Genomic DNA, 25,033 nt, shown 5'->3' with positions numbered 1-25,033 from the left:
CTGTACTTTAGTGCGGGCTTTATGTTTTGAAGACTAAAAGACGAAGCTAAAGCATCGCTTCCGGAAATTATTTTATGCAATAATATCGAAAAATATTATAAAACTGCTATAATTTTAAAATGAAAACATTATTTATAGGCGGCATTAAGAGTGGAAAATCCCGTAGTGCCGAAAATTACATTAAACAACTCTCAGACAAAAAACCTGTCTATCTGGCAACGACTGAATTCATAGATGATGAAATGCAAGAACGTATAGCACAGCACCAACAGCAACGCAAGAGTGATTTCATCACAGTCGAAGAGGCGATAAATCTCAGAGAAAAAATATCTTTGCAGGAGGGTGCGGTACTTGTTGAATGTGTAAGTATGTGGATCAATAATATGCTCTATCGTGAAAAAAGTTATACGGAAATGGAAGCGGAATTGGCGAATGTTATAGCATTAAAACAAGACATTGTGTTTGTTATGAATGATGTGAGTTGTGGCATTATCCCTGAGAATAAACTTGCCCGTCAGTTTGTGGATATCAGCGGAAAGCTCTCCCAAATGCTTGCACAAAAATGTGATGAGGTCTATCATGTTGTGGCCGGAATCAGTACACAGATAAAATGAGCAAACTCTTCAAAGGCTTTACTCTGGCTGTTTCAATGCTCAGCATTCTTCCTTTTTTTAAAGTGCATGATTTTTATAAAGGCATAAACGGCTATGCGGTGATGTTTTATCCGTTTGTCGGTTTTTTGCTCGGTTTGCTTTTGTATGGTACTTTTTTGTTGCTTACTCTTTTTTTTCCGCCTTTACATGGTAGCCTCATTGTCTTTTCCTTGTGGGTTTTAGTGACAGGTGCCTTGCATCTTGATGGTTTCGCAGACACTGTAGACGGCTTGTTTGTTCCCAAAGAAAAAGCTTTACATGTAATGAAAGACCCCTATAACGGCGGGATGGGTATGATTTTTACGGTAGTGTTTTTATTGCTCAAGGCATCTTCTGTAGCGGCTTTGGATGCGATGTATCTTTTACCTGTCGTGCTTATGCTTTCACGTTTTACGGCAGTTGCTGCAATCTGTCTCTATCCATATCTCTCTGCAAACGGAATGGGTGCCTTGGCAAAAAAAGAGTTTTCGCAAAAACAGTTTTTGATAAGTGTGGTATATGTTACAGCAATCAGCATACTCTTTCACAGTTTTGTTTTGCTGTTTGTTGCTTTATTGGTGCTGTTTGTATGCAAACATTTTTTTATGAAGCGATACGGCGGGTTTACGGGTGATATTTACGGTTTTTGCATAGAAGTGACAGAACTTGTACTGTTAAATGTTCTTATAGTCGGTTTGGTATGAAAATAACACTTATCCGCCATAGTGAAGTGCAAAAGGCATATATCGGCAAATATAACGGACATAATGACATAGGCCTTTCAAAAAAAGGGCATGAGGATGCCAAAAAGCTGGCAAAAGCTTTTACATGTAAAGCATTTGATTTGGTCTACTGTTCAGATCTCAGACGGGCAAAAGAGACAATACAACCCTTCTCCCAGGCAAAAAAAGCAGTATATACATCAAAATTGCGGGAAAAATCATGGGGAAGACATGAAGGACTCGGATATGAAGAGATTAGGGCGCAAGGCATAGAATATGAAAACTTTGCACAGTGGATAAAAGCCCTTGACGGCGAGCCTTATGGAGTTTATATACAAAGAATAAAAGAATTTTTCTTTGAAACAGTGTTGCAACAAAAAGCTGAAAATATTTTGGTTGTAACACATGCAGGCGTTATTAGAACTTTTATGGCAGTTGTGCAAAATCTGTCACTCGAAGATGCTTTTGGCATTGCGCTTCCTTATGCGTCATATACTGTTTATGATACAAAATTACAAACTTTTAGCACTATTAAAACTTAGCTCTGCTATAATACCGCTCTTACAACAAAGGACAGCTGGCCGAGTGGTCGAAGGCGCTCGCCTGGAACGCGGGTGTAGAGCAATCTACCTAGGGTTCGAATCCCTAGCTGTCCACCATCTGTTTATAGTAAAATCATTAAGCTTCTATAAAATAACCAATCCCCTGATTATTTTTGATAATGTCAGTTTTTAGTTTGTTTCTGAGCCGCCATACCAAGGTTCGCAAATTGTTTTCGGTTATCAGCTCTTCTTTGTTCCATATATAGTTTGTGGCCTGTTCAAAGGTGACTACCTGCCCCATGTTCAGGAGAAGAAGTTTCAAAAAAAGGCTCTCTTTTTTAGTCAGTTTGAGCTTTTGGTTTTGATAAAAAGTTTCTTTTGTTTTGAGATTGAAATGGTAGCCTGTTGCAAATTCAATAATATTTTTATCTGCTTTTTTTGTTTTTTTATCTATTTTTTTTATTTCATAGCCACGGGAAGCTATATAGTTTTCTATATCTACTATATCTGTATCATTTGCTTCGAATACCAGTACAACATTTTTACTCACAAGCTCCTCCGTTAATATTAAAAATAGCAATAGTATAACAATGAAGTGTAAAAGCTGTGTAAAATATTTCTTTTAATCAACTGATAATTATGATAAAATTTCATTATGATAACTCAGTTTTTCAAAAAATATCTCAGTATTATCTTTATTATTGCAACTTTTATGGGTGTTTTTCATCATCATAATGATTTGAAACAGCATAACGACTGTAAAATCTGTACAGTGCAGTCAAGCCTGTCACATGCCGATACCCCTGTTGCCATAAATTATCTGACAGCACTGGAAATACTGAAAGAATCTGTTGTTGCGCCTCTAGTCTCGTTACATGTAAAGCAGGTTCACAATACTCTTTACGCACGGGCCCCTCCAAAAATCTCCTAATTCAATACCGTTTAATCCAAGCAGCTTTTTCGGAACCCGTACTTCAGTGCGGGCGAGAATGGCAGGAACGTTTCAACAGTCGGCACTGCAGAAAAAAATTTGGTTTTTTTCACAAGTCACACTTTAGCGTGAGAAAGTACCGATTCCAAATAGTGCAGCTTGGATTTCAAAAAAAAACATAAAAATTACTACTAAAATATTGGAGAATAAACAATGAAAAAAAGACTCTGTCTCTCTGTGCTTGTATGCTCCTCTTTATTTGCGGATGCAGATATGGATGCACTCAAACAGCAGTTGGAACAACAAAAAATCAGTATGCAAAAACTAGAAGCGAAATTTGAGGCTTTGAATACAAAACAATCGCAGATGCAGGTGACACAAAGTGTCAATACCTCTGCCTCTTTTTCTCAAAATGCCTATTTGCCGGATATCGCTTTGATTTTAAATATGTCGGCAGTAAGTCGGAATGTGAAAAACAGTGATTATGAAAATTTTCAGATACCGGGTCTTATAAATGATGATGGTATATCACCGGCGCCTTTGCCCTTTAACAAAAACAGAGGATTTAATCTTAATTATGCAGAAATAGCCATGCACTCTGTAGTTGATCCCTATTTTCAGGCCTATGCATATTTTCATCTGCAGCCAAACGAGTTTGAAATAGGTGAGGCATATATTCTGACTACATCTCTGCCTTATGGGCTAAGAGTCAAAGCCGGAAAATTCAAAAGTGATTTTGGACGCATAAATGCAAAACACCAGCACTCCTGGCATTTTGATGCACAGCCTGTTATTTATGAAACGCTTTTTGGTCCCGATGGCATCAGTGATCCTGGTGTGCAATTCCAATGGGTTGCCCCGACAGATACATATATTATGGCGGGTGCAGAAGCGATGCAGGGAACAAATGACAAAAGTTTTGGCGATACCGAGTCAAATAATCTCTATGTCGGCTATATAAAATCAAGTGTCGATGTTGGCGATGATTTGTCAGTTTTTGGCGGTGTAAGTATTGCCCACGGGAAAAATACAACAGCAAATACTACCAATGTCTATGGCATTGATTTGACACTGCGTGAGCAGTTAGGAAGCTACAGCGCAGTTGTCTGGCAGAGCGAATATCTTTACAGAAACAAAGATGTCGGCACAGGAACAGATAAACAGGCAGGACTTTACAGTGAACTGATTTATCAGTATAACAACAACTACTCAGCAGGTTTGCGTTATGGGGCAATTACAAAAAATGAGACAGACCTGTCTTCTTATGCGGGCATTGACACGGGTAATTTGGACAGGTACACAGCCGAACTGGAGTATAAACCATTTCCGATGTCACGTCTGCGTCTCTCTTATACTTACGACAGAACAAAAATCATAGCAGGTGAGAGAAAAAACATCAGTGAAGTAATGCTCTCACTCAACATTGCAGCAGGTGCACATGGCGCGCACTCGTATTAGGAGAAAAATATGATAAACATTAAAACTATACTACTAACAGTTTTACTCACAAACTTTTTGTTTGCTACAGTCAAAATAGATGCAACATATACAACAGCCGGTGCCATTGCGCAAAAAATAGGAGGAGATTTAGTACATGTAACGGTTCTTGGAAGTTCGAAGTATGATCCGCATTTTATTGTGCCCAAGCCTTCGCTTATCGCAAAACTCCGTCGTGCAGATTTGCTCATCATTAACGGAGCAGGTTTGGAGCTTGGCTGGCTGCCTCCGCTTTTGCGTGCTGCAAACAATGCCAAGATTCAAAACGGAGCCAAAGGCTTTTTGGATCTGTCTCACTATGTGCATTTGATAAATGTACCGACAACCGTTTCACGTGCTTTTGGTGATGTGCATGCACAGGGTAATCCTCACTATACAACAGATCCTTATGCTGTCCTGCCGATGGCAAAAGCCATAGCCCAAAAACTTTCGCAAATTGACCCGCAGCATGCAGGGGAGTATGAAAAAAATTTGAAAAAGTTCACAAATGATTGGCAAAACTATTTACAAAAGTTTGATGCAAAAATGCATACATGTAAAGATAAAAAAGTGGTACAGTATCATCCGCTTTTTAACTACTTTTTACAGCGATACAACTATAAAATATATGGAACGATTGAACCGCTTCCGGGGATTGCTCCGAGCTCAAAACACACTTTGGAATTGATCAATATAATGAGAGACAAGGGTGTGCAAAAGATTTTGCAGGATGTTTACCATGAGAAAAAAACAGCAAAATTCATCGCAGGCAAGACAGGAGCAAAAGTTGTGATTATTCCTCATGACTTAGGGGCTGACGGCAGTAAAACACTGCAAGAGTTTTATAACAGAATCGCTAAGAGAATATGTCAGTAGTCGAGTTACTGTGGCCGGCTTTTGTGCTGGCTGTTGCCTTAGTGTTTATCCACTCTGTATTTGGTTTGGAGATTATTAAAAGAGGTGTTGTTTTTACCGACCTGGCGATAGGGCAGATTGCCGCTGTCGGCATGGCGCTGAGTGTTGCATTTATGGATTCGCAGTATCAAAGTGCCATGACCCTGCTTTTTGCACTTTTGGCTGCCGTAATTATTACCTGGGCTACAAAAAAAGTACAAAAGATTGAAGCGTTTATAGGATTGTTATATGCTTTGGGCATATCTTCTATAATGCTCATACTTGCGCAAAGTGCAGAGGGGACCGAACTTTTTTCCAAACTCAGTGCGGCAGATATTCTTTTTACTTCAAGTGAAGACCTGTATAAAAGTCTGCTGTTATACAGCGGCATTGCCTTTGTTATGTTTGTGCTTTATCCAAGAATGAGCGGTGCAAAAAAAGAGTTTTTATTTTTTGCAATGCTTGCGTTAACCGTGACATCTTCTGTGCAGTCTGCCGGTGTGCTGGTTGTGTTTGCTCTGCTTATCGCTCCTTCATTTGCAGGGTTGAGCCAAAGAAAAACAAAGCCCTTTGTGTTTGCCTGTCTGTTTGGTTCTGTGAGTATTGTGTTAGCACTTTTTGGTTCATACTATTTAGATTTGCCGACGGGATATGCTATTATATTTGTAACAGTTTTGTTTTCACTTGTTTTTGTTGTTATTTCCAGTATAATGAGTTCTAAAAAGAGAGTAAATGAAAAGTAAGATATTGGTCGGTTTGCAGTTTTTTATTATATTTTTGATGATTTTGCCTTTGGGCTCAAAAACCCAGCATTTATATAGCGGTTTAGTGATTCTTTGTCTTGGAATAGGCATCGGACTTTTGGCGATAAGAGAACATAAAAGAGGAAACTTTAATATTCGCCCCGATATAAAAGAAAATTGTGAACTGGTCACAGGCGGTATATATGCATACGTGAGGCATCCTATGTATCTTTCGGTCTTGGTGAGTATGTTTGGTGTCGCCGTGATCTATTTTACCTATTACGAGTTTGTGCTTTTCCTTTTTTTGCTGCTGACGCTTTTGGCAAAACTGTTTTATGAAGAGAGTTTGTGGCAATGCCATAATCCGGCATATATTGCATATATGAAAAAGACAAAACGCTTAATACCTTTTGTCTTTTAAAAAAGGCTGCTGCAATGGATATAACACTTCTTATAAAATCTCTGGCTGCCTTGAGCGGAGCGCTTGGCATCTTGGTCCTTTTATATTTTTATTTTTTACATGCAAAAAAACAGCAAAAGAGAAAAATCTCTAAAAAACCATTGCGTATACGTGAAGTGAAGCCTGATTTAAATATGCTGATAGAAGTTATAAAAGATAAAAAATCAACAACAGAGGAGCTAAAAGAAGCAGTTGAACTGATACTGAAGTATTACGGAAAAATTCCTCAGAAACTGGGTATGCGTGCTCATCCGAAATTTGAAATATATTCGGAACTGATTTTAAGAATCTGTCATCATCCCAATGTGAACAAAGACATCATCATAAAACTTGACAAAGAGCTGCACAGACGCAACCCTGAATATGCCCTTGAACTGGATGACTCCTTGACAAAAGGTTTGGATACAAGAGGCTTTTAGACTTTATCTGCCTGTTGACTCTTTTACGGCAGTGAGAAGCTCTCTGAATCCGACTTCACTTGCGTCCTCGACCTCTTTTAGTGTCTGCAGTGCTACATCAAAATTTCCTTGTACATTTTCCTGCATGGCTTTTTTGAGTCCCTGATGCACTATCTGGTGATATTTTTTAATACTTGGAAGGAAATTACTTCCTTTGAGCAGTGTGTTAGCAACTTCAGCAAACCATGTTCCAAATTGACAACTGTTTTCATCTGGTATACTTATTATTTGTTTGTTGAAGATAGCTTTGTAGCTAGTAATTTTCAACTCAATATGATCGATTTTACCCTTACTGACATAGAGCTGTGCGATAACACCTTGAGTATTGTTTTTAATGTTATTTGAGTTTTCGACAACCTTTTGAATATTTTCACTAAAGATATCTACTATATTCATAACTTTTGATGTTTCCTGCATAAAAGTGTTTCCGATCTCTATGATAGAGTTTGCGTTTTGTTTGAGTCCGTTGATGTTAATTTCTACTTCCTGTGTCGCTTTTTGTGTACGTTCTGCCAGTTTTCTTACCTCATCGGCAACAACGGCAAAACCGCGTCCGTGCTCACCGGCACGGGCTGCTTCTATAGCTGCGTTGAGTGCGAGCAGGTTGGTCTGATCCGAAATATCTTTAATGAGATTGATAATTTCTGAGATAGATATAACACTGTCATTGAGTGCATTTGAATCTTCACCCAAAGTATTGGAATGTTCCTGAATTGTTTCTATGGTAGATGTAATTTCAGCAGTCTGTTCTTCAATATTGTGCATTCTGTTGTTTGTTTTATCGTTGAGCTCATTAGTATATTCAAGATTAAGGATGCTTTCATTAGTTGTTTCTTGTAAAAAATGTGAACCGTTGATATAACTTTTTATAAGAAGGTCAATAAAGTCTTTATCTTTTGTGTTTAAGGAAGCCTCATTTGTGCTTTGCTGATTTTTCAGTTGTTGAATCTCATCATAAAGCCTGTTGTTTTCAGCCTCCATCTCTGCTATCTTTGCTTTATATTCATTTTCAAGTTTTTCAAGTTTTGCACTACATCCAAACATATTTGATTCCTTTTGCTTATTTCCTGTTATTTTAACATAATCCGGGTTAAATTAAGACTCACACACTGTATCCAGTGGCAGCAAAAGTGAAAAACAGCTCCCCTCGGTATCACTTTTCCATGAAAGTTTTCCCCCAAGATGTTTTTCTACAATAATTTTGGACATATATATGCCAAGTCCTGTGCCGTTTTTGGATTTTGATGTGACATAGGGCTCTCCGAGTTTTTTGAGTATTTTCGGTTTTATGCCTCCTCCGTTGTCACAAATATCAAAGAGAATTTCCTGCTCTGATGTTGTCACATTTATACTGATGCGGCCTCCCTCTCTTGTGTTCTCTTTAATGGCATCTTTTGCATTGTTGAGTATATTTATAAGGACCTGCAGAAGCTGATTTTGATAGGTACAGAATTCAATATCGCTGTTTTGCGGAAGGGAGAGTGTGATGGCATTGTTCTCTAAAGATTTTTCAACAAGATGTGTGAGTTTTTTCAAAACAGTATCTGCCGTGACAAGCTCTTTCTTTTTGTCAGGCTGGAAAAAGTTTCTAAAGTCATCAATGGTGTGCGAAAGGTATTGCGTCTGTCCGTTGAGTGTATGAATGAGTTCCTGCAGAGATTTTGCATCAACATTTCCCTGCAGATCCAGCTGTACCTGAATATTGTTTGCGACCATGGAGATCACACTCAAAGGCTGTCTCCACTGATGGGCTATCATGGAGAGCATGTCGCCCATGGCTGCCTGACGGGACTGTGAAATCATCAGTTCGTCTTTTCTCTGTATATCGGTGATATCAACAATGGCTATGAGGTACAGGGTTTCATTGCCGTTGTACTGGTCGTCAAGTTTGACGGCATGCAAAACTCCGACTCTCTGCTCTTTTGATTTTGTGGTAATACTCTGTTGTTGTTTGGGCTCTTTTAGAGGGTTTTTGTAGTATTGCCTAATGCTTTTCATACTCTTTTCCTCTTCGTGAACAAAGAGTTTTTTCAGCATTTTTTCGATTGTCGGAATTTCGCTGAGGGTATAGCCTGTGGTTTCTTGAAAAATTCTGTTGAGCATTAAAATTTCCCCGTTTGCATTGTAGAGCATCAAAGGAATGGGTGTAAACTCTATCATTTTTTCAAATCTGTTCTTTTCGACTTCCAGCTGGTACATTAAAAGCTTGAGTTGTGATATGTCCCGAATTATTTTGAGCAGATAAAGCGGTTTTTTCTGTTCGTCGACTAAAAGCACCACTGCCAGACTTACCCAGATGACAGTGCCGTTTTTATGGATATAACGCTTCTCAATATGGTATGATTTTTTTTCATTGTTTTGCAGTTGTTCAAGCATGTATCTGTCTGTATCTCTGTCCTGGGCAAAAGTGATGTCGGAGACATGCATGTTTTTGAACTCCTGCTTTGTGTATCCCAGGAGTTTTGTGAGGTATTCATTGGTATCTATCCATTTTCCCTCAAGGGAGACATGCGCTATGCCTATGTCTGCCTCTTCAAAAGTCAGTTTGTAAAGATGCTCCTGTTCGTAAAGCTTTTCTGTGAGCGTTTCCTGGTCGGTTATGTCTACACCGGAACTTATTATGTTGATGATATTGCCGTCTTTGTCTTTGATGCAGGTATTTCGCCATGATACAGTGTGCTCGTTGCCCTCTGCATCCAGCAGTTGACTTTTGTACTCTTTGGCAGCTTTTGCTTTTTGAGAGACAATGGCATCAAAAATATTCTGCATCTTCGGCTGTATTGATTTTGGTACAAAATGCTGAATGAAGTTTTTGCCGAGTATCTTCTTTTTTGGCAGCCTGAGCAGTTTGGAACCACTGTTGTTTATCATCTGTACGCTTCCGTGAAGATCCAAAATCAGCACTATTGTTTCTGTTGAGTTGAGATACAAATCGTTCATTTTGTGCTCATACTCAGCCTCTTGGAGCAGTTTTTTCTTTTGTGTGATGTCATGAAAAGAGAGCACAGCCCCGTTGACTTTTCCATCTTCTATAATAGGATTCTGCAGCACTTCAACATTAAAAGGAGTGCCGTCTTTTTTGAAAAAAAGTTCCTCTTTACGGATAGAAATACCTTTGATGAGATGCAGATGCAGGGTACACTCATCAAGAGGGTAGTGGCTGCCGTCGGGTTTTGTATGATGCCAGATTCTGTGGGCGTTTTTCCCAAGCAGCTCATCCTCTGTGTAGCCCAGCATTGTAAGGGCAGCTTCATTGACAAAAGTATGGCACCCCTGCAGATCAAGCCCGATGATACCGTCATGCGTGGAATTCAAAATCAAAGAGAGCTGCCTTTGCATCTTCTGCTCATTTGTGATGGATACCTGCAGCTCTTCATTGGAGCTTTGCAGCTCTTCGTTGGAAGTTTCGAGCTCTTCGTTGGCACTTTGCAACTCTTCGTTGGCACTTTGGAGCTCTTCATTGAGCAGTTGCATATTCTCTTTGGAAAGCATCAGCTCATCCAAAAGAGCATGATTGTCCTCCTGGAGCTCCTGCACCCGGTTTGTAAGGTTTTCTATCACATACGATTCGTTTGGCAGGACTATTTCTCGGGTGTTGAACTCCAGATTGTTGGCATTGAGTTCCTGAAAGTAGAGTAAAATAAAAACAGCGTCATGTTTGTTCGCAAAAGGAGTGGCAATCACTTTGACAAAGCTCTGCCTGTCCTCGCCGAGTTTGACTTCGATAAATTTTGTACTCTGCACTTTTGCGCTTTTTGCAGTCTGATCAAGAATCTTTTTGACGCTGTACTGCAGCTCTTTTTTCAGGTTTTCGACAATATTCAAAGTCACAAAACCGTCATTAAGCTCTAAAAAAGGGTTGTTTCCCTGTTTGTAGACAATGGTGAAATTTGTATCGACGATAATGCACTCCGAAGAGAAAAGTTCAAATATGGTATTTGTTATCTCTTCTTGTATGTTGATATCTTTGAGGGTAAATGTTTTTACTTCCGAGAGGTTCTGTTTGGCATGTGTATGTGTTGAAAAGTAGTGCGAAGAGATTCTTGGAGGATTCTCAAGCTGCTCTTTGATGTAAATCTTATGCTCCTGGTTGAGCGTTTTAAAATAGGCAACGCTTGTAAGTGTTGATTCCGAGGAGCCTAAAAACAAGAGACCTTTTTCTTTGAGCGCATAATGAAAGAGCACAAAAAGATCCTCCTGGACCTCAGGCAAAATATAGATAAGAAAATTTCTGCAGCTGATAATATCCTGATTGATAAAAGGCGGATCGCATAAAACATTGTGTTTTGTAAAAATAATCTGAGAACGAATAGACTCTTTGACCTTGTAGGCTCCGTCCAAGGGAACAAAATACTCTTTGCGTATTTTCTTTGGAGTCTTTTGGAGTGCTTTTTTGGAGTAGATCCCTTTTTTTGCAATGTCAAGTGCTTTTTCGTCAATGTCTGTGGCAAAAATATGAACATCGAAATTTTTTTTGAGCTTTTTTTTGATTTGGTCAATGGTGACAGCCAGAGAGTAAGCCTCTTCTCCTGTAGAGCAGGCAACAGACCAGACTCTCAGATCATAGCTGTCTGGCTTGTCAGAGAGATACTCTTCAAGATGCTGCTTGAGTGCTTCAAAGGATTTTTCGTCTCTGAAAAACTCTGTAACCCCGATAAGGATGTTTTGATACAGCAGATGCAACTCATCCGGATAGGCATTGATATAGTCAATATACTCTTCAAGCGTTGCGCATTTATTCAGAAGCATGCGTTTGCTCAGTCGTCTCATAATAGTCTCTTTTTTATACTTTTGTATGTCAAGGGACTCTTTTCCTTTGAGAAGTTTTACAATCTTCATAAAAGGTTCAGGTGCGGTATGCACGATGTTTACAAGATTTTTGGCGATCTCTTTTACCTCAAATATATAGTCAATGAAACCGCTTGCAATCGCATATTGCGGCATCTCCGGGTACTGGGCTTCTTTGGGAGACTGGGCGACGGTGATCCCGCCGTTTTCTTTGATGGTTCTCACACCCGCAGTTCCGTCATGTCCTGTCCCGCTGATGACGATGCCGAGGCAGTTTTCTTTTTTGTAACTGCTGAGCGCTTTGAAAAATACATCGATAGAAGGCGTCGGAATATGGGGAGTATCGGGTGCTTTTTCAAGGAGCAGTCGGTGGCGTGTGTAGATGAGGTTGTATCCCGGAGGAACAACATAGACATTGTTTGGCAAAAACTGCTGGTCTTTTGTGATGAGAGAGACAGGCATAACCGTATATGCGGTTAATATTTCGGCCAGGGCACTTTTTTTATGCGGGTCAAGATGCTGGGCAATTATATAGACATACTCCTGGTCTGTGGGCAGCAGAGGAAACAGCTCTTTTAAAGCCTGTAACCCTCCGGCACTCGCACCTATCCCGATAAATACAGAATTTTTCATATTTCTCTGCCTTGTAGCTGAAACGAAAGCTTTTATTTCTTAATATTAGCATAATTTTGATAAGATTAGTGTATGATAAATTTAAAAGCATTACAATCATTGGCAAGAAAATTTAAAGTTTTATATGTAGAAGATGATATGGCTGTGCAAACTGCACTCACGGGCTATTTGAAGAATTTTTTTACACATGTGACGACTGCAAAAGACGGGCTGGAGGGTTTACAGCTCTATAAGAAGGGGCAGTTTGACATCGTGATTACAGATCTGTCCATGCCTAAAATGGACGGTATAGAGATGCTCAAAAAAATAAGAGAGATAAATCCGAATCAGGCTATACTGATAACAACCGCACACAGCGGTTCGGACTATATGTCTCAGGCTATTAAAATAGGGGTTGACGGCTATATAATCAAACCTTTTGATTATGAGCAGCTGAATTACGAACTCTACAAGGTAAGTGAAAAACTAGAAGTCATGCAGGAGAATGAAGCGTACAAAAAGTCCCTGCAGCGTATGGTGGAGCAAAAAACAGCCGAACTGAGTGCTATGATGCAGTTTCAGCATGACAATTATGAAAAAACTCTTTTGGCAATGGTCAAACTTATAGAAGAGAGAGATACCTATACGGCGGGGCATTCCCAAAGAGTTGCCAAATACTCTAAAATGATAGCCCAAAAGATGGGACTCTCCAAAAAAGAGTGCGAAAAAGTCTATCAGGCGGGAATTTTGCATGATATCGGCAAGATTGTCACACCGGATGTTGTCCTTTTAAAGCCAAAAAAACTCAATGATCTGGAGTATAAACTGATTCAGGAGCATCCTCAGGTCGGCTACAGGCTTTTGGCAAATATTCCTATGTACGAGGAGCTGGCAGATATAGTCCGTGATCATCATGAGCGATGTGACGGCAGCGGATACCCAAGAGGCATTGCCGCCAATGAAATTGACACTCTTGCAAAAGTGATGATGATTGCCGACTGTTTTGATGCCATGACAACCAACAGAATATACAAAGGCAGAAAAACACCCAAAGAAGCACTCGATGAGATAGAACGCCTCAGTGGTGTGCAGTACGACAGGGATGCAGTCAAAGCAACACTCGAGGCGCTTAAAGATGTGGTTGTAGACAAAAATATCAATCAGTTGCCCCATACAGATATAGAAAAGGAACGATTTGCCTATTTTTACAAGGACAACCTGACCGATCTGTACAATCAGAGCTATCTCGATGTAATGTTGCTGCAAAACTCTTATGAAAAAAAATACACACAGCTGCATCTGTTGCGATTGAAAAATTTTTCGCGTTACAACAAAGAATCCGGATGGAAAGAGGGAGACACTGTTTTGGTGAAAATTGCCAAATCTTTACAAAACTGTTTTGACCTCTCTATGGTTTTTAGAATTTTTGGCGATGATTTTGCCCTCCTTGATAACGGAGAGTGCAATATGAAAAAAATAGAGCAGAAAATCAATGCCATTTTAGACAACACTATTATAGAATCAGACATACTGAATCTCACTCTTGACACCCAAAAGAGTATAAGTGTAGATGATTTGGAAAAACTTTGATATCTTCCAGGTAAGTGAAGAAAATTAATGCTTTCTCGGAACCGGTACTGAAGTACCAATGCCATTAAGTTAAGCGGCTTTTTCGGAACCCGTACTTCAGTGCGGGCTTTGTGTCTTTCAAAACTAAGGCCTAGGTTAAAACCTAGGTTCCGAAAATCTGGGAATCGGTACTTTCTAACGCTAAAGCGTGACTTGTGAAAAAAACTAAATTTTTTTCTGCAGTGCCGACTGTTGTTTCTTTCATGCCACTCTCAGCCCACCCTAAAGGAGGGGTTCCAAAACTCTGCTCAGCTCTTTGGAATCGGTACTTTAGTGCCGACTGTCAGGGTGCAAAAGCCTAAGCCTGCCTTTTGTTAAATCCGGAAGTTCCCATTTTTGCCTCTGGGTGAAACTCTTTTGCATAGGGCTTGAGGTATGCGGGGATTGCTCTGCCTTTTAACTTCATCATATCCTGAAGCATATACTCTGCGATTTCCTCTTCGGTTATCTTTTTCTTTACATGTAAATAGGAAAAAAGCAGTTCGCCCTGTCTTTGCAGAGAGATTTTCCATGTCGAATCTGTCTGTTCGTAAATCCAGAGTCCAAAAGCATAAAAATTTTCATACACACTTTCATTCTGCCATAACAGCGGGAGCGTTGTTTTGAAATTTCCGCTGTTGTAATACAAATCCCAAAAGCGTGCAAAGCGTTTCATAATCTGTATATCGTTGAAGCTGAGTTTGTTGTTTTTTAAAATATCATAGGGCGGAATGTCGCTGTAAACCATGCCCTCTTCCCTGTCGTGACGGCTGATGTGCGTGCCGGAGAGTTTTTTCAGGATGCCTATCTGGATTTCACAGCTGCTGATGCGCATCAGCTCATCAAGGTTGCGTCCAAAACTCTGCAAACTCTCCCCAGGAAGCCCCACGATCAGGTCAAGATGAATATGCGCCGTTGTCTCATTTTGCAAAAAGCCGATGTTGTCTTTTATTTTGTCGAGTTTGAGTTGTCTGGAGATATTGTTTGCAATTTTTGGGTTGAGTGTCTGTATGCCGATTTCAAGCTGCAGCGCACCGTGAGGAAAACGTTTTATTTTTTCCCGCAAAGAGAGGGGAAAATGGTCTGGAATAACTTCAAAATGGGCAAAATAGGGCGGCTCTTTTTCTAAAAAAAAGTCCAAGATTTTGTTTGCCGCTTTCATGTTGAGATTAAAGGTTCTGTCGACGAACTTGAAGTTCCTGGCACCCCTTTGCCAAAGCTTGTCAAATTCGGCTAAAACTGCATCAAGATCAAAGGCACGTACTTTTTCATCCATGGAAGAGAGGCAAAATTCACATTCAAAAGGACAGCCTCTTGATATTTCCACATAAATATAACGGTTCTTTATGTCCTCGTCTGTGTAGTACATGTAAGGAAGCTGAATAGCTTTGAGATCGGGCAAGGTCATTTTTATGATTTTCTCGGCAGGACGCTCTTCCTGAATATTTTTGCACAGCCGGTAAAAAGCCAGATCGCCTTCACCCTGTATGATGTAGTCGGCATCATCAAAGTTGACACGAAAAGGCAGGTAGCTCACTTCGGGACCTCCGAGAATTACAAGTGTCTGGGGTGAAACTTTTTTCAGGATGTGAATAAGTTCGTGCACCTCTTTGGCATTCCAGATATACACGCCTATGCCTATAATGTCAGGCTGCGAGAGAAGGAGTTTCTCTGCAATCGTCTGGATGGCATCATTGATGCTGAATTCGAGTATAGTCGTGTCCTGTTGGAGTTCCTGCATATTTGCATACAAATAGCGAAGCCCTATGGCACTGTGTGTAAAGCGTGAATTTAAAGTTGTCAGTATGATTTTCATTTGCTAAGAGAGATATTTCTTAATATCAACTTGAACCTGTTGCGCTATTTGGATACACTGTAGGGTAATTTTTTCATTTGGTTCAAAATCAGGCAGTACTGAACCAAAAGGATATTTGGATGAAAGGTAAATAGTGTCTATCAGGTCAATTTCATCTTCTGTAATAGTTAATAATACATTCTCTTTTTTAAGTTTTTCATTGAGAGATAATATACTATGTGTTTTTTGTAACTTTATTCCATATTCAATTAAATATGCTTTTATATATTTTTCTATTGCTTGCTGTGTGTTTTGCAGGGATGGATTATAGAGATGACTTTTTAATAAAATCTTAGCTGATTGAAAATTTTCATCTGCAAAAACAAGCCATTTCTTTGTCTCATCTTTCATAAACAACTTTTCCTTTATAAATTTCATCCAAGAAAACACCTTTTGCATCCTCTTTAATGGGAATTATATCTATAGGAATGATTTTGGAAATTTCACGCAATACCTTTCTGTATTTTAGAGAAAGCGTTAAAAAGTTGTCATCTGAGTTTTGTATGACCGCAATATCAATATCATTTGGATTTTGGGAAGATAAAAAAGAGCCAAAGAGCACAACACTGTTTATCTCTGAAAATTGGGAGAGTTTCTTTGTAATAGTGTGAATAAAAGTTACTTTTTTATTTTTCGTTAAATACATAATGAGGAATAATATCATATTTCTTTTTTGAATGGGCTTAAAGGGAGGAAAAACAGCCGAGAGTAAAAAAGGGGGAAAACTCGGCTGTTTTAAAAATTTATAGGAGTAAATATCTCTCTTATGAAAGGGGAAAAACATAATTGAGATATAGAATTATATTTATTATAAGTAAATGTTAGGTAAATAGCGATAAATTACCTTGTTTCTTCATACTCTTTTATCATGAGATTTAAATCTTTAAAAAGTTCATGCGAAGCATCTTCCATTCTTTTAAAGTTTTCTACTATGATATCAGGATGATTGGATTTAAGCACGCTTCCTTCTTTGACAAAAACCATGTTTTTGGTCACTGCATCATGCACAGTCGCATGCGGTGTATCCATTTTCTTAAAGGCAGAAGTGTTTCCAAAGCGTTCTTTGCCTGTACTGAGATACCATTGCCCCATTCTACAGTGTTTGTGATCCGGAAACTCTTTGCTTGCATCTTCGTTGAGTACAGCTGAATAAGCATTTGATTTAAATAAAATATGGTCAACCTTGACAAGTGTAGTAAAGAGACGATTTTGAATACCGATAGCTGTCGTATGCGCGGCATTTGCAAGCTCATTGAGTTCACTAAAGGTATTTTCAAACTCATGAATTACTTCACTTGACTCATGGGCGATACTTGTAATCTCATCAGAGTTTGTTCGCATATCGTTTGCCTCTTGCTGAAGCGTGGAAATGTTGATTTCTATCTCTGTGGTTGCTTTTTGGGTACGTTCGGCAAGTTTTCTTACCTCATCGGCAACCACGGCAAAACCGCGGCCGTGTTCACCTGCACGGGCTGCTTCTATGGCTGCATTGAGCGCAAGCAGGTTAGTCTGGTCAGCGATGTCTTTGATAAGACCTACAACCTCTGAAATATCCCGTGAGCGCCCTTCAAGATTAACAATGCCTTCGTGTGACGAAGATATAAGCTCCACAAGAGAGCCCAGTCTTTGCCCTATTTCAAGAACACTGTTAAGACTTCCCGAAGCTTTTTCTGCTGTTTGTTCGGAAACATTAACGATTCTTTCTGCTTCACCGGAAGAAGTGGTTAAATCTGCCTGAATGATAGAAAGCCCTTCGCCGATACCTCCACCTAGTGTAGCAAATTTAGCAGAGAGTTCGGCCTGCAGTTTTCTTCTGTATCCGCTTGCGATTGCCTCTATGGCTGTGTTGACTTGAGCGGCGGTAGTATGAAACAGCCCCTGCAGTCCTTGCGGATAGGTGTGTCTGTATGTTTTTCCAGATGAAGCACACTCTATCGTTGTTGCGATATCACGCATAAACGCTTCTACCTGGTCAAGCATATCGTTGAGTGCCCAGGCGATTTTAGCATCATAAGAGTTGTCATTTGGAATGTGTGTAATGCGTCCTTCGAGTTTTCCCTGCGCAGCCTGTATTAAAATCTCTTCGAGTTTGTCCATAACGGTTGAACTCTTTGAAGCTGTTCCCCCAGGAATAAAGAGTGCCACAATTACTATAAGCAAAACAAGTCCGCCTACAATGTAATTTGCACTCAGCAGGCTGTAGACACCAACGCCTAAAAGTGTTACAAAAAGCAATAAAGCCTGGTTATTTTTGAAGAGAGATGATATACTCATCATAGCTGACTCCTTCCTTATTCAATAAATCTGTTAAAATTTTCATACTTGCATCCATACCGCCGCTTCTTTCTGCCTGAAGCATTTGTGCATAGAGCGGTTTGATAACCTTAAGTGCTTCAGGGTTTGGCTTTCTTCTTACAGAGTAGTATCCTACGGTATTGCCGCGTTCATCCAAAGAGGGTGTGACATTGGCGTAGACCCAGTAGGAATTATTGTTTTTTGTGCTGTTGATGACATAGGCAAAAATCTCTTCTTTTGCCTGAACTCTGTCCCATAAAAGTTTAAAAATTGCCTTTGGCATATCCGGATGACGGACAATGTTATGAGGTTTTCCGAGAAGTTCTTCCTCTCTGTATTCCGCTAAGTCAATAAAGATTTTATTGACATAGGTCAGTCGACCTTTTGTATCTGTTTTAGAGACAATAAAATCGTTTTCGCCTAATGTTCGTTCCATTTTAGCTCTCTCCTTTATTTGTTGAAAATATTGTAGCATATCTTTATTGGATTATTGCTATAATTTGTGATAAGGAAGTTTATGTTTGCTCTGTTATCTCTTTTTTACTATTTTTATTTTTCCATAGTGGGAATATATATTATATTTTTGCCAAAAATTCTCAGCGGTGTCGGCTATGATGCAAGTGAGATAGGGATTATTTTTGCGGCATCTCCTTTGGTGCGTTTTATTCTGCCTTTTTTGTTTTTGCGTGGACTGACGCTCAATGCTGCTGTTTTTAAATTTTCATTATTGACCGTTATTGCAAGTACGCTCTCTTTTTATCTCTCCTTGGAACACTTTTATGCCTTGCTGCTTTCAAACATATTTCTTGGATTGGGTATGAGCCTGATGCTGCCTTTTGTGGAGGTTATCTCTTTGCATACCATCGGCAAAGAGCGTTACGGAAAAGTACGGCTTTTTGGTTCTGTGGGCTTTATCGTTGTTGCGCTTGTGCTGGTCAGGTTTTTAAGTTCGGCCTATGTTGCCTTGGATTTTTTGTTTGTTTTGAGCCTTTTGACTGCTTTTGTAGCCTATTTGGTGCTTTGCCGCGCGCCTGACACCAGTTATGTAAAAGAGAAAAGTATCTCTAATGATATAGATATCTTCAAAGACTGGCAACTCTGGGGCGGACTTGTTCTGGTGCAGATGAGCTTTGGCTCCTTTTATAACTTTTTTACCATTTATGAAACGGATCACGGTATCAGTTTGGATATGACAATCTATTTGTGGAGTTTTGGCGTACTTATTGAAGTAGGGATGTTTTTCTTTCAAGGGGGACTGTTGCAGGGAAATTTACTCAACCTGTTACGCTTTACGGCACTGGCAACGGTACTGCGTTGGTTTTTAGTTTTTGCATTTCCTGAAAATTTGGCGATACTGTTTTTCTCCCAGGCCCTGCATGCTCTGAGTTTTGCCCTGTTTCATACAGCCGCGATCAGCTATCTGTTTCAGCGCTACAGACACAAAAGTCTCTCTCAGCAGTTTTTTTCCGGAATAACTTACGGTTTTGGAGGACTCAGCGGCGCGCTTATTGCCGGATATGTGTATGAGTATTATCCGAAATATCTCTTTTTAACCTCAAGTCTGATGGCATTTGGAGCATTTTTGCTGTTTATGGCTGTAAGGCAGCACAAAGGGGAACATCTGTCCCGCCACGCTCGCCCGCACTAAAGTACGGGTTCCGAAAAAGCTGCACAGGCTCATCTTTGGAAGATACCGGAATCGGTACTTCAGTACCGACTGTTGCAACTTTCCTGCCGCCCTCAGCCCGCACCGCAGAAAAAAATTTAGTTTTTCTCACAAGTCATGCTTTCGCATAGAAAGTACGGGTTCCGAAAAGCTGCACAGGCTAATCTCTGGAAGATACCGGAATCGGTACTTCAGTGCCGACTCTTAGGCTTTATAGTTTCCACAAGCCGTGAAAGCTGATAATAACTGTTTTGATATTGTGAGTCTATTTCAAAAAGAAAAGGTCTGTATTTGAGGTAATTTGCCCAGACCTTTTTGCTCTGTTTTTCCCTGCCTCGCTTTACCAGCTCAAAACTGACAGCGGCATTGATGAAGCCTTTGAGCAGTTTGACCTCTTTGTCTTTTTCGAAACGTCGGGGAAACCAGGCTGCTTCCAATGCTTCATGAGCATCATAATAACGCTCTTCTTCGAGGCATTTTATAAATTCGTTGATATGTTTATGCATCGTTTTCATCCAGTAGCATCATATTTTTTCTCCAGTATCCTCGACCGCCTTTAAGGGAAATACAGTGGTGATTCGGAAATTTTTCTTTGTACTCTTTGAGCCGATCAAGTGTCGCCTTGCCGGAATCGCAGTAAAAAACAAAGACACTCCCTTTGGGGTATTGTTTAAGTTCATAAGGATTGTAGGTTACTGTGTCTGCTTTTTCTATGGGTGCTAAAACAGTGTCAACAAGCACGACATCCACACCTTCTTGTTCCAGTTTTTTCTTATTTTGCAAAAACTCTTTTTGCGTCCATTCGTCAGGATAATTCATGCGGTCATTATATAACAGCTTTTTTATATTTTATTGAAGCAGTAAGATTAGGCTTTTTTCGGAACCCGTACTTCAGTCATAAGTATCTACACAACTCAAAAAAGCAAAGAAAGCGGAATAGATATTGCATAAGATTTTAAAAAACAAGAGAGTTTATGCAATGGAAGAGCGTTTAAAAAAAAAGATATATGAGACTGGTAAAAAGTCATATGAATCATAAACAACACAGTACCAATGGATTAAACCTGCTACAAAAGACTGAAGGATTTTCACAAGCACAAAGTGCTTGGAGATTTTACAATAATGAGCATGTAGATATAGAGTCACTCAATGAGCCAATGCTTACAAGAGGGATTAAAACTATTAATAAAAGCAGTGATGAATATATACTTGTAGCCCATGACTGGTCACTCATAAATTATAAAAACCATACGGCAAAAACAGATTGTATACGAAAACGCAGAAGCAATGTAAATAATGCTTCATCAAGAGGATATGAGTTGCAAAGTTCCCTTGCAATTGAGAGCAGCAGCGGCAAACCAATCCTTCCCTTGGTACAGAACCTAAAGACACAAGATAAAGTGCTCTCAAGCTATAATCCTACAATGAAGAGTCATCTTACCCATCTCGGTGAATTAACACAAAGAATAGCTTATATCAATCAATCCCTCAACATACAAAAGAAAATTGTACATGTAATTGACAGAGAAGCAGACAGTGCGGGGTTTTTCAGAGGACTGCAAAAAGAGGATTTATATATAGTACGAGCATTAGACAATGTCAAAGTCAGGTATGAAGATGAAGATATTACCCAAAAAGAGTTGTCCAAAAAAATGGATAAAGGCAAATATGTAAAAACTATACAGTATCAAAATAAAAAAGTAAAAATTTATGTTAATACGGTAGATATACTTATAACAAGAGACAGCTATCAAAAGACAGATACGCCACAAGGTAAAACAATAAAACAAAAAGTAAAAGGCAAGCCAATAAAAAACAGATTTATAGTCCAAAGACTCATAGATGAGAAGAACAATACAGTTGCTACCTGGCTTCTGTTAAGCAATCTTCCAAAAGATGTTGATATAACAAGGATAGGATTGTGGTATTATTACAGATGGAATATAGAAACGTATTTTAAACTGTTAAAAAGCTCAGGGTTTAATTTGGAAAAATGGCAGCAAGAGAGTGCACAGGCTATATTTAAACGCTTGTTTGTTGCCTCTTATGCCTGTTTGCTTGTATGGGAAATTGAACATACAAATAGTAAAAACATGCTGGCAATTAGAAAGTTTTTAGTTCGATTAAGCGGGAGATTGGTAGCAAGAAAGAAGATATCTACCTCTCCGGCTCTGTTAGCAGGTTTATGGAACTTCTTCTCTGCTATGGATATGCTTGAACTTTATGATATTGAAGAACTCCATAGCATTAAAAAAGAACTCAATGACTTTATGCAGATGGAGTTTTAAGTTGTGTAGATACTTATGACTTCAGTGCGGGTTGAGAGTGGCAGGGAAGTTGTAACAGTCGGCACTGAAGTACCGATTCCTAGGAGCTGAGTAGAGTTTCGGAACCCATCCTTTAGGGTGGGCTGAGAGTGGCAGAGATGTTGCAACAGTCGGCACTGAAGTACCGATTCCTAGGAGGTTGTGTATTTATTTTGGAAGCGATACTTCAGTGCGGGCTGTCAGGCTTTTGAGCCATAAAGCTGCTAAACTTGTGTTATAATCTCTTTTATGGCAAGAAAAAATAAAAAAAACAGTAAAATTAACCAGAGAATTAGAAAATATTTTGATGATGACCCCTTTGATGTGGGGATTGAACGGGTGGAGGGTAAAACCCTCAGTGAGCTTTTTGCAACACTGGGCATATATGATATAGAGCATAACAAAACGCTGATGGTAAAAACACTCCGAATGATTTGGAGCGAGGCAGACAGCGGTATGCGCCATGATATACTCAACTTTTTTGAGAGTGACGGACGGGTGTACAAGTCTGAGAAGCCAAAAAAAGAAGTTGTTTTTGACAGAGAAGACAAAATTAACGCACTTTTGGAAGAACTTGATGTAAGCCAGGAAGAGGCCGTGCGTCTGCGAGAAGCCTATTTACATGTAAGAAGCAAAAAAATAACCATAGAAAAAATGGAATCATCTTTGCGTCATATCCGTTTTGAGATGAAAAAAGAGAGATTAGAACGTGAACTTGAGGGACTTTTTGATCTGGATGACTGCTTTGAATTTAATGCCTCGCTGAAGTACGAACTCTACGAACAGCATTTTCACAAGATTTTGACACTCAAAACAAAACCCTATGCGTATGAATACCTTGAAACAACGGATTTTGATGCGATTGTGCAAAAGATAGGGCAGGACAAAGTTTCGGTTGTGGAACAAAAGCAGGAGAATATTAATAATTTTTTAAGCAATTTGAAATATCCGCATGCCTATTTGAGTACCAAAGAAATTTTAGATGCACTGCGGGCTTCGCCTCCAAAATCAAAAGTGAGCTATCCGCTGATATCACAGAAACTTTTAAAAAAAATTGTCAAGTCTAAAATAGAGGCCGAGGGAGTGGAGCTGCATGAAGAAGAGGTGCTTATTCGTGTCAATGAGCAGCTTTGCCTCCCCTACAGTGAGCAGAAAATCTCTTATAAACTGGAGTTACATGTAGAGCTTGAAGGACTTTTGGAAGAGATATGGAACGCGAAAAGGTTTAACTTTGATGCTATTTTGGCAGAAGTCAAAAAAGAGCACGAAGATGAATTTTTACTCACACTTGATGCTTTGGTAAAAGAGTGTGAAGAGTATGCCCAGCTTTTGCATTTTAGCCAAGAAGAGCTGCATGCGAGAGTCTATGAGTATCTTTTCGAACTGCTTCCTCAGACCCTGAACATAACGCCTAAAATTCACAGAAAAATAACACGGCGTTTTTTACACTCTATCCATGACGAACTGATTAAAAAACAGCGTGAAGCACTGCTTGCGCGGACTATTCGTGATTTTAAAAATCTCTTTCCCATTGCGCGCAGTATGCAGAGAAAACTTATACTGCACATCGGTCCTACAAACAGCGGCAAAACCTATGAGGCGATGGAGCATCTCAAAGAGGCAGATACAGGCTACTATCTGGCGCCTTTGCGGCTTCTGGCACTCGAAGGTTATGAAACACTCAAAGCACAGGGCATTGAAAGCTCACTCATTACCGGTGAGGAGCAGATCCTTGATGATGAAGCGACACATATCAGTTCTACAATCGAGATGATGAATTATGATGTGGATGTGGATGTCTGTGTTATAGATGAAGTGCAGATGATAGATGACCGTGACCGCGGCTGGGCATGGGCAAATGCCATTATAGGTGCGCCTGCAAAAGAGGTCATTATGACAGGTTCGCCAAATGTCAAAGAAGCGATTGTCGCTTTGGCAGAGTATCTGGGTGAAGAGCTGGAGATACGGGAGTTTGAGAGGAAAAATCCTTTGGAACTTTTGGAAAAACCGACACATCCAAAAGATGTGGAGGCAGGCACGGCGATTATCGCTTTTAGTCGTAAAGATGTTCTGCGGCTGAAGCAGAATTTTTCTAAAGATTTTGAAGTGAGTGTTGTCTACGGCAATCTCTCTCCTGAGGTCAGACGGGAAGAAGCCAGACGTTTTCGAGAAGGCGAAACGCAGGTACTTGTTGCCACCGATGCCATAGCGATGGGGATGAATCTGCCCATAAAAACGGTGCTTTTTTCAAAAGCCGAAAAATTTGACGGGATAATCCAACGCAGTCTCTTTCCTTCGGAGGTACAGCAGATTGCAGGAAGGGCAGGGCGTTACGGTTTGCATGAAAAGGGCTATGTCGGGGCTCTGCACGGGGATGCTTTACATGTAGTCAAGAAAAATTTCACCAAGCCGGCAAAAGAGATAAAAGTGCCCTTTAAAGTAATGGCAAATTTGGAACATATAAAACTTGTCAGTACGATTTTGGAAGAAAACTCTTTGGAAGAAATTTTGCGCTTTTTTATCAAAAATATGGTCTTTGACGGACCTTTTTATGCGGCTTCGCTTGATGATATGCTGGAGGCTTCCCGCATTGTTGACAGTTATGATCTGGATATTGCCACCAAGTACCATCTTGCCTGCGCGCCGCTGACGCTAAAATCAGCCTATATCATCAGTGCCTATGAGCGCTACATCAATGCTTTGGAGAAAAAAGAGCCGGTTTATTATCATGCGCCAAAACTGACAGGTTCGTATGCACAAACCTCCGAAGAGCTGTTGCGCGCTGAAGATATGGTCAAAGAGATTTCGCTGTATCTGTGGCTGAGTTACCGTTTTAATGACTACTTTGTAGATGAAAACAAGGCAAGAGCCTACAGGGGTGTTTTGAACAAATATATAGAAGAGACACTCAGGCAGACACAGCTGAGTCAAAGCTGCAAGCTCTGTGGCACGGTTTTGCCGGTAAATTCCAAGTACAGTATCTGCCAGTCGTGTTTTAAAAAGAACTATGTGCACAAAAGAGGGCACCGGCGTTTGCCGCGTTAG

Annotated in this window: 23 protein-coding genes and 1 tRNA gene; 14 read left to right on the top strand and 10 right to left on the bottom strand. The window is 39.8% G+C overall.

Annotated elements, in window-relative coordinates; all coding sequences use genetic code 11:
* Positions 1-119 precede the first annotated feature (119 nt).
* From cobU to ETP70_RS12075, 4 genes are all read left to right on the top strand, one after another.
* Positions 120-614, top strand: a complete 495-nt coding sequence (gene cobU, locus ETP70_RS12090) for a bifunctional adenosylcobinamide kinase/adenosylcobinamide-phosphate guanylyltransferase (protein WP_151901415.1) — start codon at positions 120-122, stop codon at positions 612-614.
* Positions 611-1,336, top strand: a complete 726-nt coding sequence (gene cobS, locus ETP70_RS12085) for an adenosylcobinamide-GDP ribazoletransferase (protein WP_151901414.1) — start codon at positions 611-613, stop codon at positions 1,334-1,336. The genes cobU and cobS overlap by 4 nt, the downstream gene beginning before the upstream one ends.
* On the top strand, positions 1,333-1,896 hold the full coding sequence (locus ETP70_RS12080; protein ID WP_151901413.1) for a histidine phosphatase family protein: 564 nt from the start codon (positions 1,333-1,335) through the stop codon (positions 1,894-1,896). The genes cobS and ETP70_RS12080 overlap by 4 nt, the downstream gene beginning before the upstream one ends.
* Positions 1,897-1,925: 29 nt before the next feature.
* Positions 1,926-2,013, top strand: a tRNA-Ser gene (locus ETP70_RS12075).
* A gap of 19 nt (positions 2,014-2,032) precedes the next feature.
* Here ETP70_RS12075 and ETP70_RS12070 read toward each other — a convergent pair.
* Positions 2,033-2,446: a winged helix-turn-helix domain-containing protein gene (locus tag ETP70_RS12070; RefSeq protein WP_230973279.1), complete on the bottom strand. Its 414-nt coding sequence runs from the start codon at positions 2,444-2,446 to the stop codon at positions 2,033-2,035.
* 105 nt (positions 2,447-2,551) lie between these two features.
* On the opposite strand from ETP70_RS12070, the gene ETP70_RS12065 reads away from it, so the two are divergent.
* The 6 genes from ETP70_RS12065 to ETP70_RS12040 all read left to right on the top strand — a co-directional run bounded on the left by ETP70_RS12065 (position 2,552) and on the right by ETP70_RS12040 (position 6,819).
* The gene (locus ETP70_RS12065) at positions 2,552-2,827 is read left to right on the top strand and encodes a hypothetical protein (RefSeq protein WP_151901411.1); all 276 of its coding nucleotides are present in this window, start codon (positions 2,552-2,554) and stop codon (positions 2,825-2,827) included.
* 213 nt (positions 2,828-3,040) lie between these two features.
* Positions 3,041-4,285 carry a hypothetical protein gene (locus tag ETP70_RS12060; protein ID WP_151901410.1) on the top strand — a complete coding sequence of 415 codons (1,245 nt, stop codon included), beginning with the start codon at positions 3,041-3,043 and terminating at the stop codon, positions 4,283-4,285.
* A 9-nt stretch (positions 4,286-4,294) separates the two neighbouring features.
* Positions 4,295-5,179: a metal ABC transporter substrate-binding protein gene (locus ETP70_RS12055; RefSeq protein WP_151901409.1), complete on the top strand. Its 885-nt coding sequence runs from the start codon at positions 4,295-4,297 to the stop codon at positions 5,177-5,179.
* A complete protein-coding gene (locus ETP70_RS12050; protein ID WP_151901408.1) occupies positions 5,170-5,940 on the top strand; it encodes a metal ABC transporter permease in 771 nt (256 codons plus the stop codon). Before ETP70_RS12055 ends, ETP70_RS12050 begins: the two co-directional genes overlap by 10 nt.
* Complete coding sequence (locus ETP70_RS12045) at positions 5,930-6,361, top strand: methyltransferase family protein (protein WP_151901407.1); 432 nt, start codon at positions 5,930-5,932, stop codon at positions 6,359-6,361. The genes ETP70_RS12050 and ETP70_RS12045 overlap by 11 nt, the downstream gene beginning before the upstream one ends.
* 14 nt (positions 6,362-6,375) lie before the next feature.
* Positions 6,376-6,819 (top strand): hypothetical protein, encoded by a 444-nt coding sequence (locus ETP70_RS12040; protein ID WP_151901406.1) that lies wholly within the window; start codon positions 6,376-6,378, stop codon positions 6,817-6,819.
* Positions 6,820-6,822: 3 nt separating this feature from the next.
* Here ETP70_RS12040 and ETP70_RS12755 read toward each other — a convergent pair whose 3' ends face one another.
* Both ETP70_RS12755 and ETP70_RS12030 read right to left on the bottom strand, forming a co-directional pair.
* The gene (locus tag ETP70_RS12755) at positions 6,823-7,902 is read right to left on the bottom strand and encodes a methyl-accepting chemotaxis protein (RefSeq protein ID WP_151901405.1); all 1,080 of its coding nucleotides are present in this window, start codon (positions 7,900-7,902) and stop codon (positions 6,823-6,825) included.
* Positions 7,903-7,953: 51 nt separating this feature from the next.
* Positions 7,954-12,279, bottom strand: a complete 4,326-nt coding sequence (locus tag ETP70_RS12030) for a PAS domain S-box protein (RefSeq protein WP_151901404.1) — start codon at positions 12,277-12,279, stop codon at positions 7,954-7,956.
* 72 nt (positions 12,280-12,351) lie between these two features.
* Here ETP70_RS12030 and ETP70_RS12025 point away from each other — a divergent pair, with 72 nt between their 5' ends.
* The gene (locus tag ETP70_RS12025) at positions 12,352-13,848 is read left to right on the top strand and encodes an HD domain-containing phosphohydrolase (protein WP_151901403.1); all 1,497 of its coding nucleotides are present in this window, start codon (positions 12,352-12,354) and stop codon (positions 13,846-13,848) included.
* 337 nt (positions 13,849-14,185) lie between these two features.
* Here the strand turns inward: ETP70_RS12025 and ETP70_RS12020 are convergent, their stop codons facing one another.
* From ETP70_RS12020 to ETP70_RS12000, 5 genes are all read right to left on the bottom strand, one after another.
* Positions 14,186-15,682, bottom strand: coding sequence for a B12-binding domain-containing radical SAM protein (locus ETP70_RS12020; RefSeq protein ID WP_151901402.1), 1,497 nt, complete (start codon positions 15,680-15,682; stop codon positions 14,186-14,188).
* A 3-nt stretch (positions 15,683-15,685) separates the two neighbouring features.
* Positions 15,686-16,072, bottom strand: a complete 387-nt coding sequence (locus tag ETP70_RS12015) for a HEPN domain-containing protein (protein ID WP_151901401.1) — start codon at positions 16,070-16,072, stop codon at positions 15,686-15,688.
* Positions 16,062-16,385, bottom strand: a complete 324-nt coding sequence (locus ETP70_RS12010) for a nucleotidyltransferase domain-containing protein (protein WP_230973278.1) — start codon at positions 16,383-16,385, stop codon at positions 16,062-16,064. The genes ETP70_RS12015 and ETP70_RS12010 overlap by 11 nt, the downstream gene beginning before the upstream one ends.
* 176 nt (positions 16,386-16,561) lie before the next feature.
* Positions 16,562-17,998, bottom strand: a complete 1,437-nt coding sequence (locus ETP70_RS12855; RefSeq protein WP_188109998.1) for a methyl-accepting chemotaxis protein — start codon at positions 17,996-17,998, stop codon at positions 16,562-16,564.
* Positions 17,967-18,452, bottom strand: coding sequence for a PAS domain-containing protein (locus tag ETP70_RS12000; protein WP_151901400.1), 486 nt, complete (start codon positions 18,450-18,452; stop codon positions 17,967-17,969). Before ETP70_RS12000 ends, ETP70_RS12855 begins: the two co-directional genes overlap by 32 nt.
* A gap of 81 nt (positions 18,453-18,533) precedes the next feature.
* On the opposite strand from ETP70_RS12000, the gene ETP70_RS11995 reads away from it, so the two are divergent.
* Complete coding sequence (locus tag ETP70_RS11995; protein WP_151901399.1) at positions 18,534-19,664, top strand: MFS transporter; 1,131 nt, start codon at positions 18,534-18,536, stop codon at positions 19,662-19,664.
* A 209-nt stretch (positions 19,665-19,873) separates the two neighbouring features.
* Here ETP70_RS11995 and ETP70_RS11990 read toward each other — a convergent pair whose 3' ends face one another.
* Positions 19,874-20,197 carry a DUF309 domain-containing protein gene (locus ETP70_RS11990; protein ID WP_230973277.1) on the bottom strand — a complete coding sequence of 108 codons (324 nt, stop codon included), beginning with the start codon at positions 20,195-20,197 and terminating at the stop codon, positions 19,874-19,876.
* Complete coding sequence (locus ETP70_RS11985) at positions 20,181-20,501, bottom strand: hypothetical protein (protein WP_151901398.1); 321 nt, start codon at positions 20,499-20,501, stop codon at positions 20,181-20,183. The genes ETP70_RS11990 and ETP70_RS11985 overlap by 17 nt, the downstream gene beginning before the upstream one ends.
* Positions 20,502-20,710: 209 nt before the next feature.
* Here ETP70_RS11985 and ETP70_RS11980 point away from each other — a divergent pair, with 209 nt between their 5' ends.
* The gene (locus ETP70_RS11980) at positions 20,711-21,970 is read left to right on the top strand and encodes a transposase (RefSeq protein WP_188109950.1); all 1,260 of its coding nucleotides are present in this window, start codon (positions 20,711-20,713) and stop codon (positions 21,968-21,970) included.
* 267 nt (positions 21,971-22,237) lie between these two features.
* Positions 22,238-25,033: an SUV3 domain-containing protein gene (locus ETP70_RS11975; protein ID WP_151901397.1), complete on the top strand. Its 2,796-nt coding sequence runs from the start codon at positions 22,238-22,240 to the stop codon at positions 25,031-25,033.

The sequence above is a fragment of the Sulfurimonas hydrogeniphila genome (assembly GCF_009068765.1).
GTDB lineage: Bacteria > Campylobacterota > Campylobacteria > Campylobacterales > Sulfurimonadaceae > Sulfurimonas > Sulfurimonas hydrogeniphila.
The sequence above is the reverse complement of the archived record's forward strand: the minus strand, read 5'-3'. Positions and strand labels throughout refer to the sequence as shown.

Excerpts from the sequence above, each read along its gene's own strand:
- cobU (WP_151901415.1), top strand. The coding sequence starts at position 120 with ATGAAAACATTATTTATAGGCGGCATTAAGAGTGGAAAATCCCGTAGT.
- cobS (WP_151901414.1), top strand. The coding sequence starts at position 611 with ATGAGCAAACTCTTCAAAGGCTTTACTCTGGCTGTTTCAATGCTCAGC.
- ETP70_RS12080 (WP_151901413.1), top strand. The coding sequence starts at position 1,333 with ATGAAAATAACACTTATCCGCCATAGTGAAGTGCAAAAGGCATATATC.
- ETP70_RS12065 (WP_151901411.1), top strand. The coding sequence starts at position 2,552 with ATGATAACTCAGTTTTTCAAAAAATATCTCAGTATTATCTTTATTATT.
- ETP70_RS12060 (WP_151901410.1), top strand. The coding sequence starts at position 3,041 with ATGAAAAAAAGACTCTGTCTCTCTGTGCTTGTATGCTCCTCTTTATTT.
- ETP70_RS12055 (WP_151901409.1), top strand. The coding sequence starts at position 4,295 with ATGATAAACATTAAAACTATACTACTAACAGTTTTACTCACAAACTTT.
- ETP70_RS12050 (WP_151901408.1), top strand. The coding sequence starts at position 5,170 with ATGTCAGTAGTCGAGTTACTGTGGCCGGCTTTTGTGCTGGCTGTTGCC.
- ETP70_RS12045 (WP_151901407.1), top strand. The coding sequence starts at position 5,930 with ATGAAAAGTAAGATATTGGTCGGTTTGCAGTTTTTTATTATATTTTTG.
- ETP70_RS12040 (WP_151901406.1), top strand. The coding sequence starts at position 6,376 with ATGGATATAACACTTCTTATAAAATCTCTGGCTGCCTTGAGCGGAGCG.
- ETP70_RS12755 (WP_151901405.1), bottom strand. The coding sequence starts at position 7,902 with ATGTTTGGATGTAGTGCAAAACTTGAAAAACTTGAAAATGAATATAAA.
- ETP70_RS12030 (WP_151901404.1), bottom strand. The coding sequence starts at position 12,279 with ATGAAAAATTCTGTATTTATCGGGATAGGTGCGAGTGCCGGAGGGTTA.
- ETP70_RS12025 (WP_151901403.1), top strand. The coding sequence starts at position 12,352 with ATGATAAATTTAAAAGCATTACAATCATTGGCAAGAAAATTTAAAGTT.
- ETP70_RS12020 (WP_151901402.1), bottom strand. The coding sequence starts at position 15,682 with ATGAAAATCATACTGACAACTTTAAATTCACGCTTTACACACAGTGCC.
- ETP70_RS12015 (WP_151901401.1), bottom strand. The coding sequence starts at position 16,072 with ATGAAAGATGAGACAAAGAAATGGCTTGTTTTTGCAGATGAAAATTTT.
- ETP70_RS12010 (WP_230973278.1), bottom strand. The coding sequence starts at position 16,385 with ATGATATTATTCCTCATTATGTATTTAACGAAAAATAAAAAAGTAACT.
- ETP70_RS12855 (WP_188109998.1), bottom strand. The coding sequence starts at position 17,998 with ATGATGAGTATATCATCTCTCTTCAAAAATAACCAGGCTTTATTGCTT.
- ETP70_RS12000 (WP_151901400.1), bottom strand. The coding sequence starts at position 18,452 with ATGGAACGAACATTAGGCGAAAACGATTTTATTGTCTCTAAAACAGAT.
- ETP70_RS11995 (WP_151901399.1), top strand. The coding sequence starts at position 18,534 with ATGTTTGCTCTGTTATCTCTTTTTTACTATTTTTATTTTTCCATAGTG.
- ETP70_RS11990 (WP_230973277.1), bottom strand. The coding sequence starts at position 20,197 with ATGAAAACGATGCATAAACATATCAACGAATTTATAAAATGCCTCGAA.
- ETP70_RS11985 (WP_151901398.1), bottom strand. The coding sequence starts at position 20,501 with ATGAATTATCCTGACGAATGGACGCAAAAAGAGTTTTTGCAAAATAAG.
- ETP70_RS11980 (WP_188109950.1), top strand. The coding sequence starts at position 20,711 with ATGAATCATAAACAACACAGTACCAATGGATTAAACCTGCTACAAAAG.
- ETP70_RS11975 (WP_151901397.1), top strand. The coding sequence starts at position 22,238 with ATGGCAAGAAAAAATAAAAAAAACAGTAAAATTAACCAGAGAATTAGA.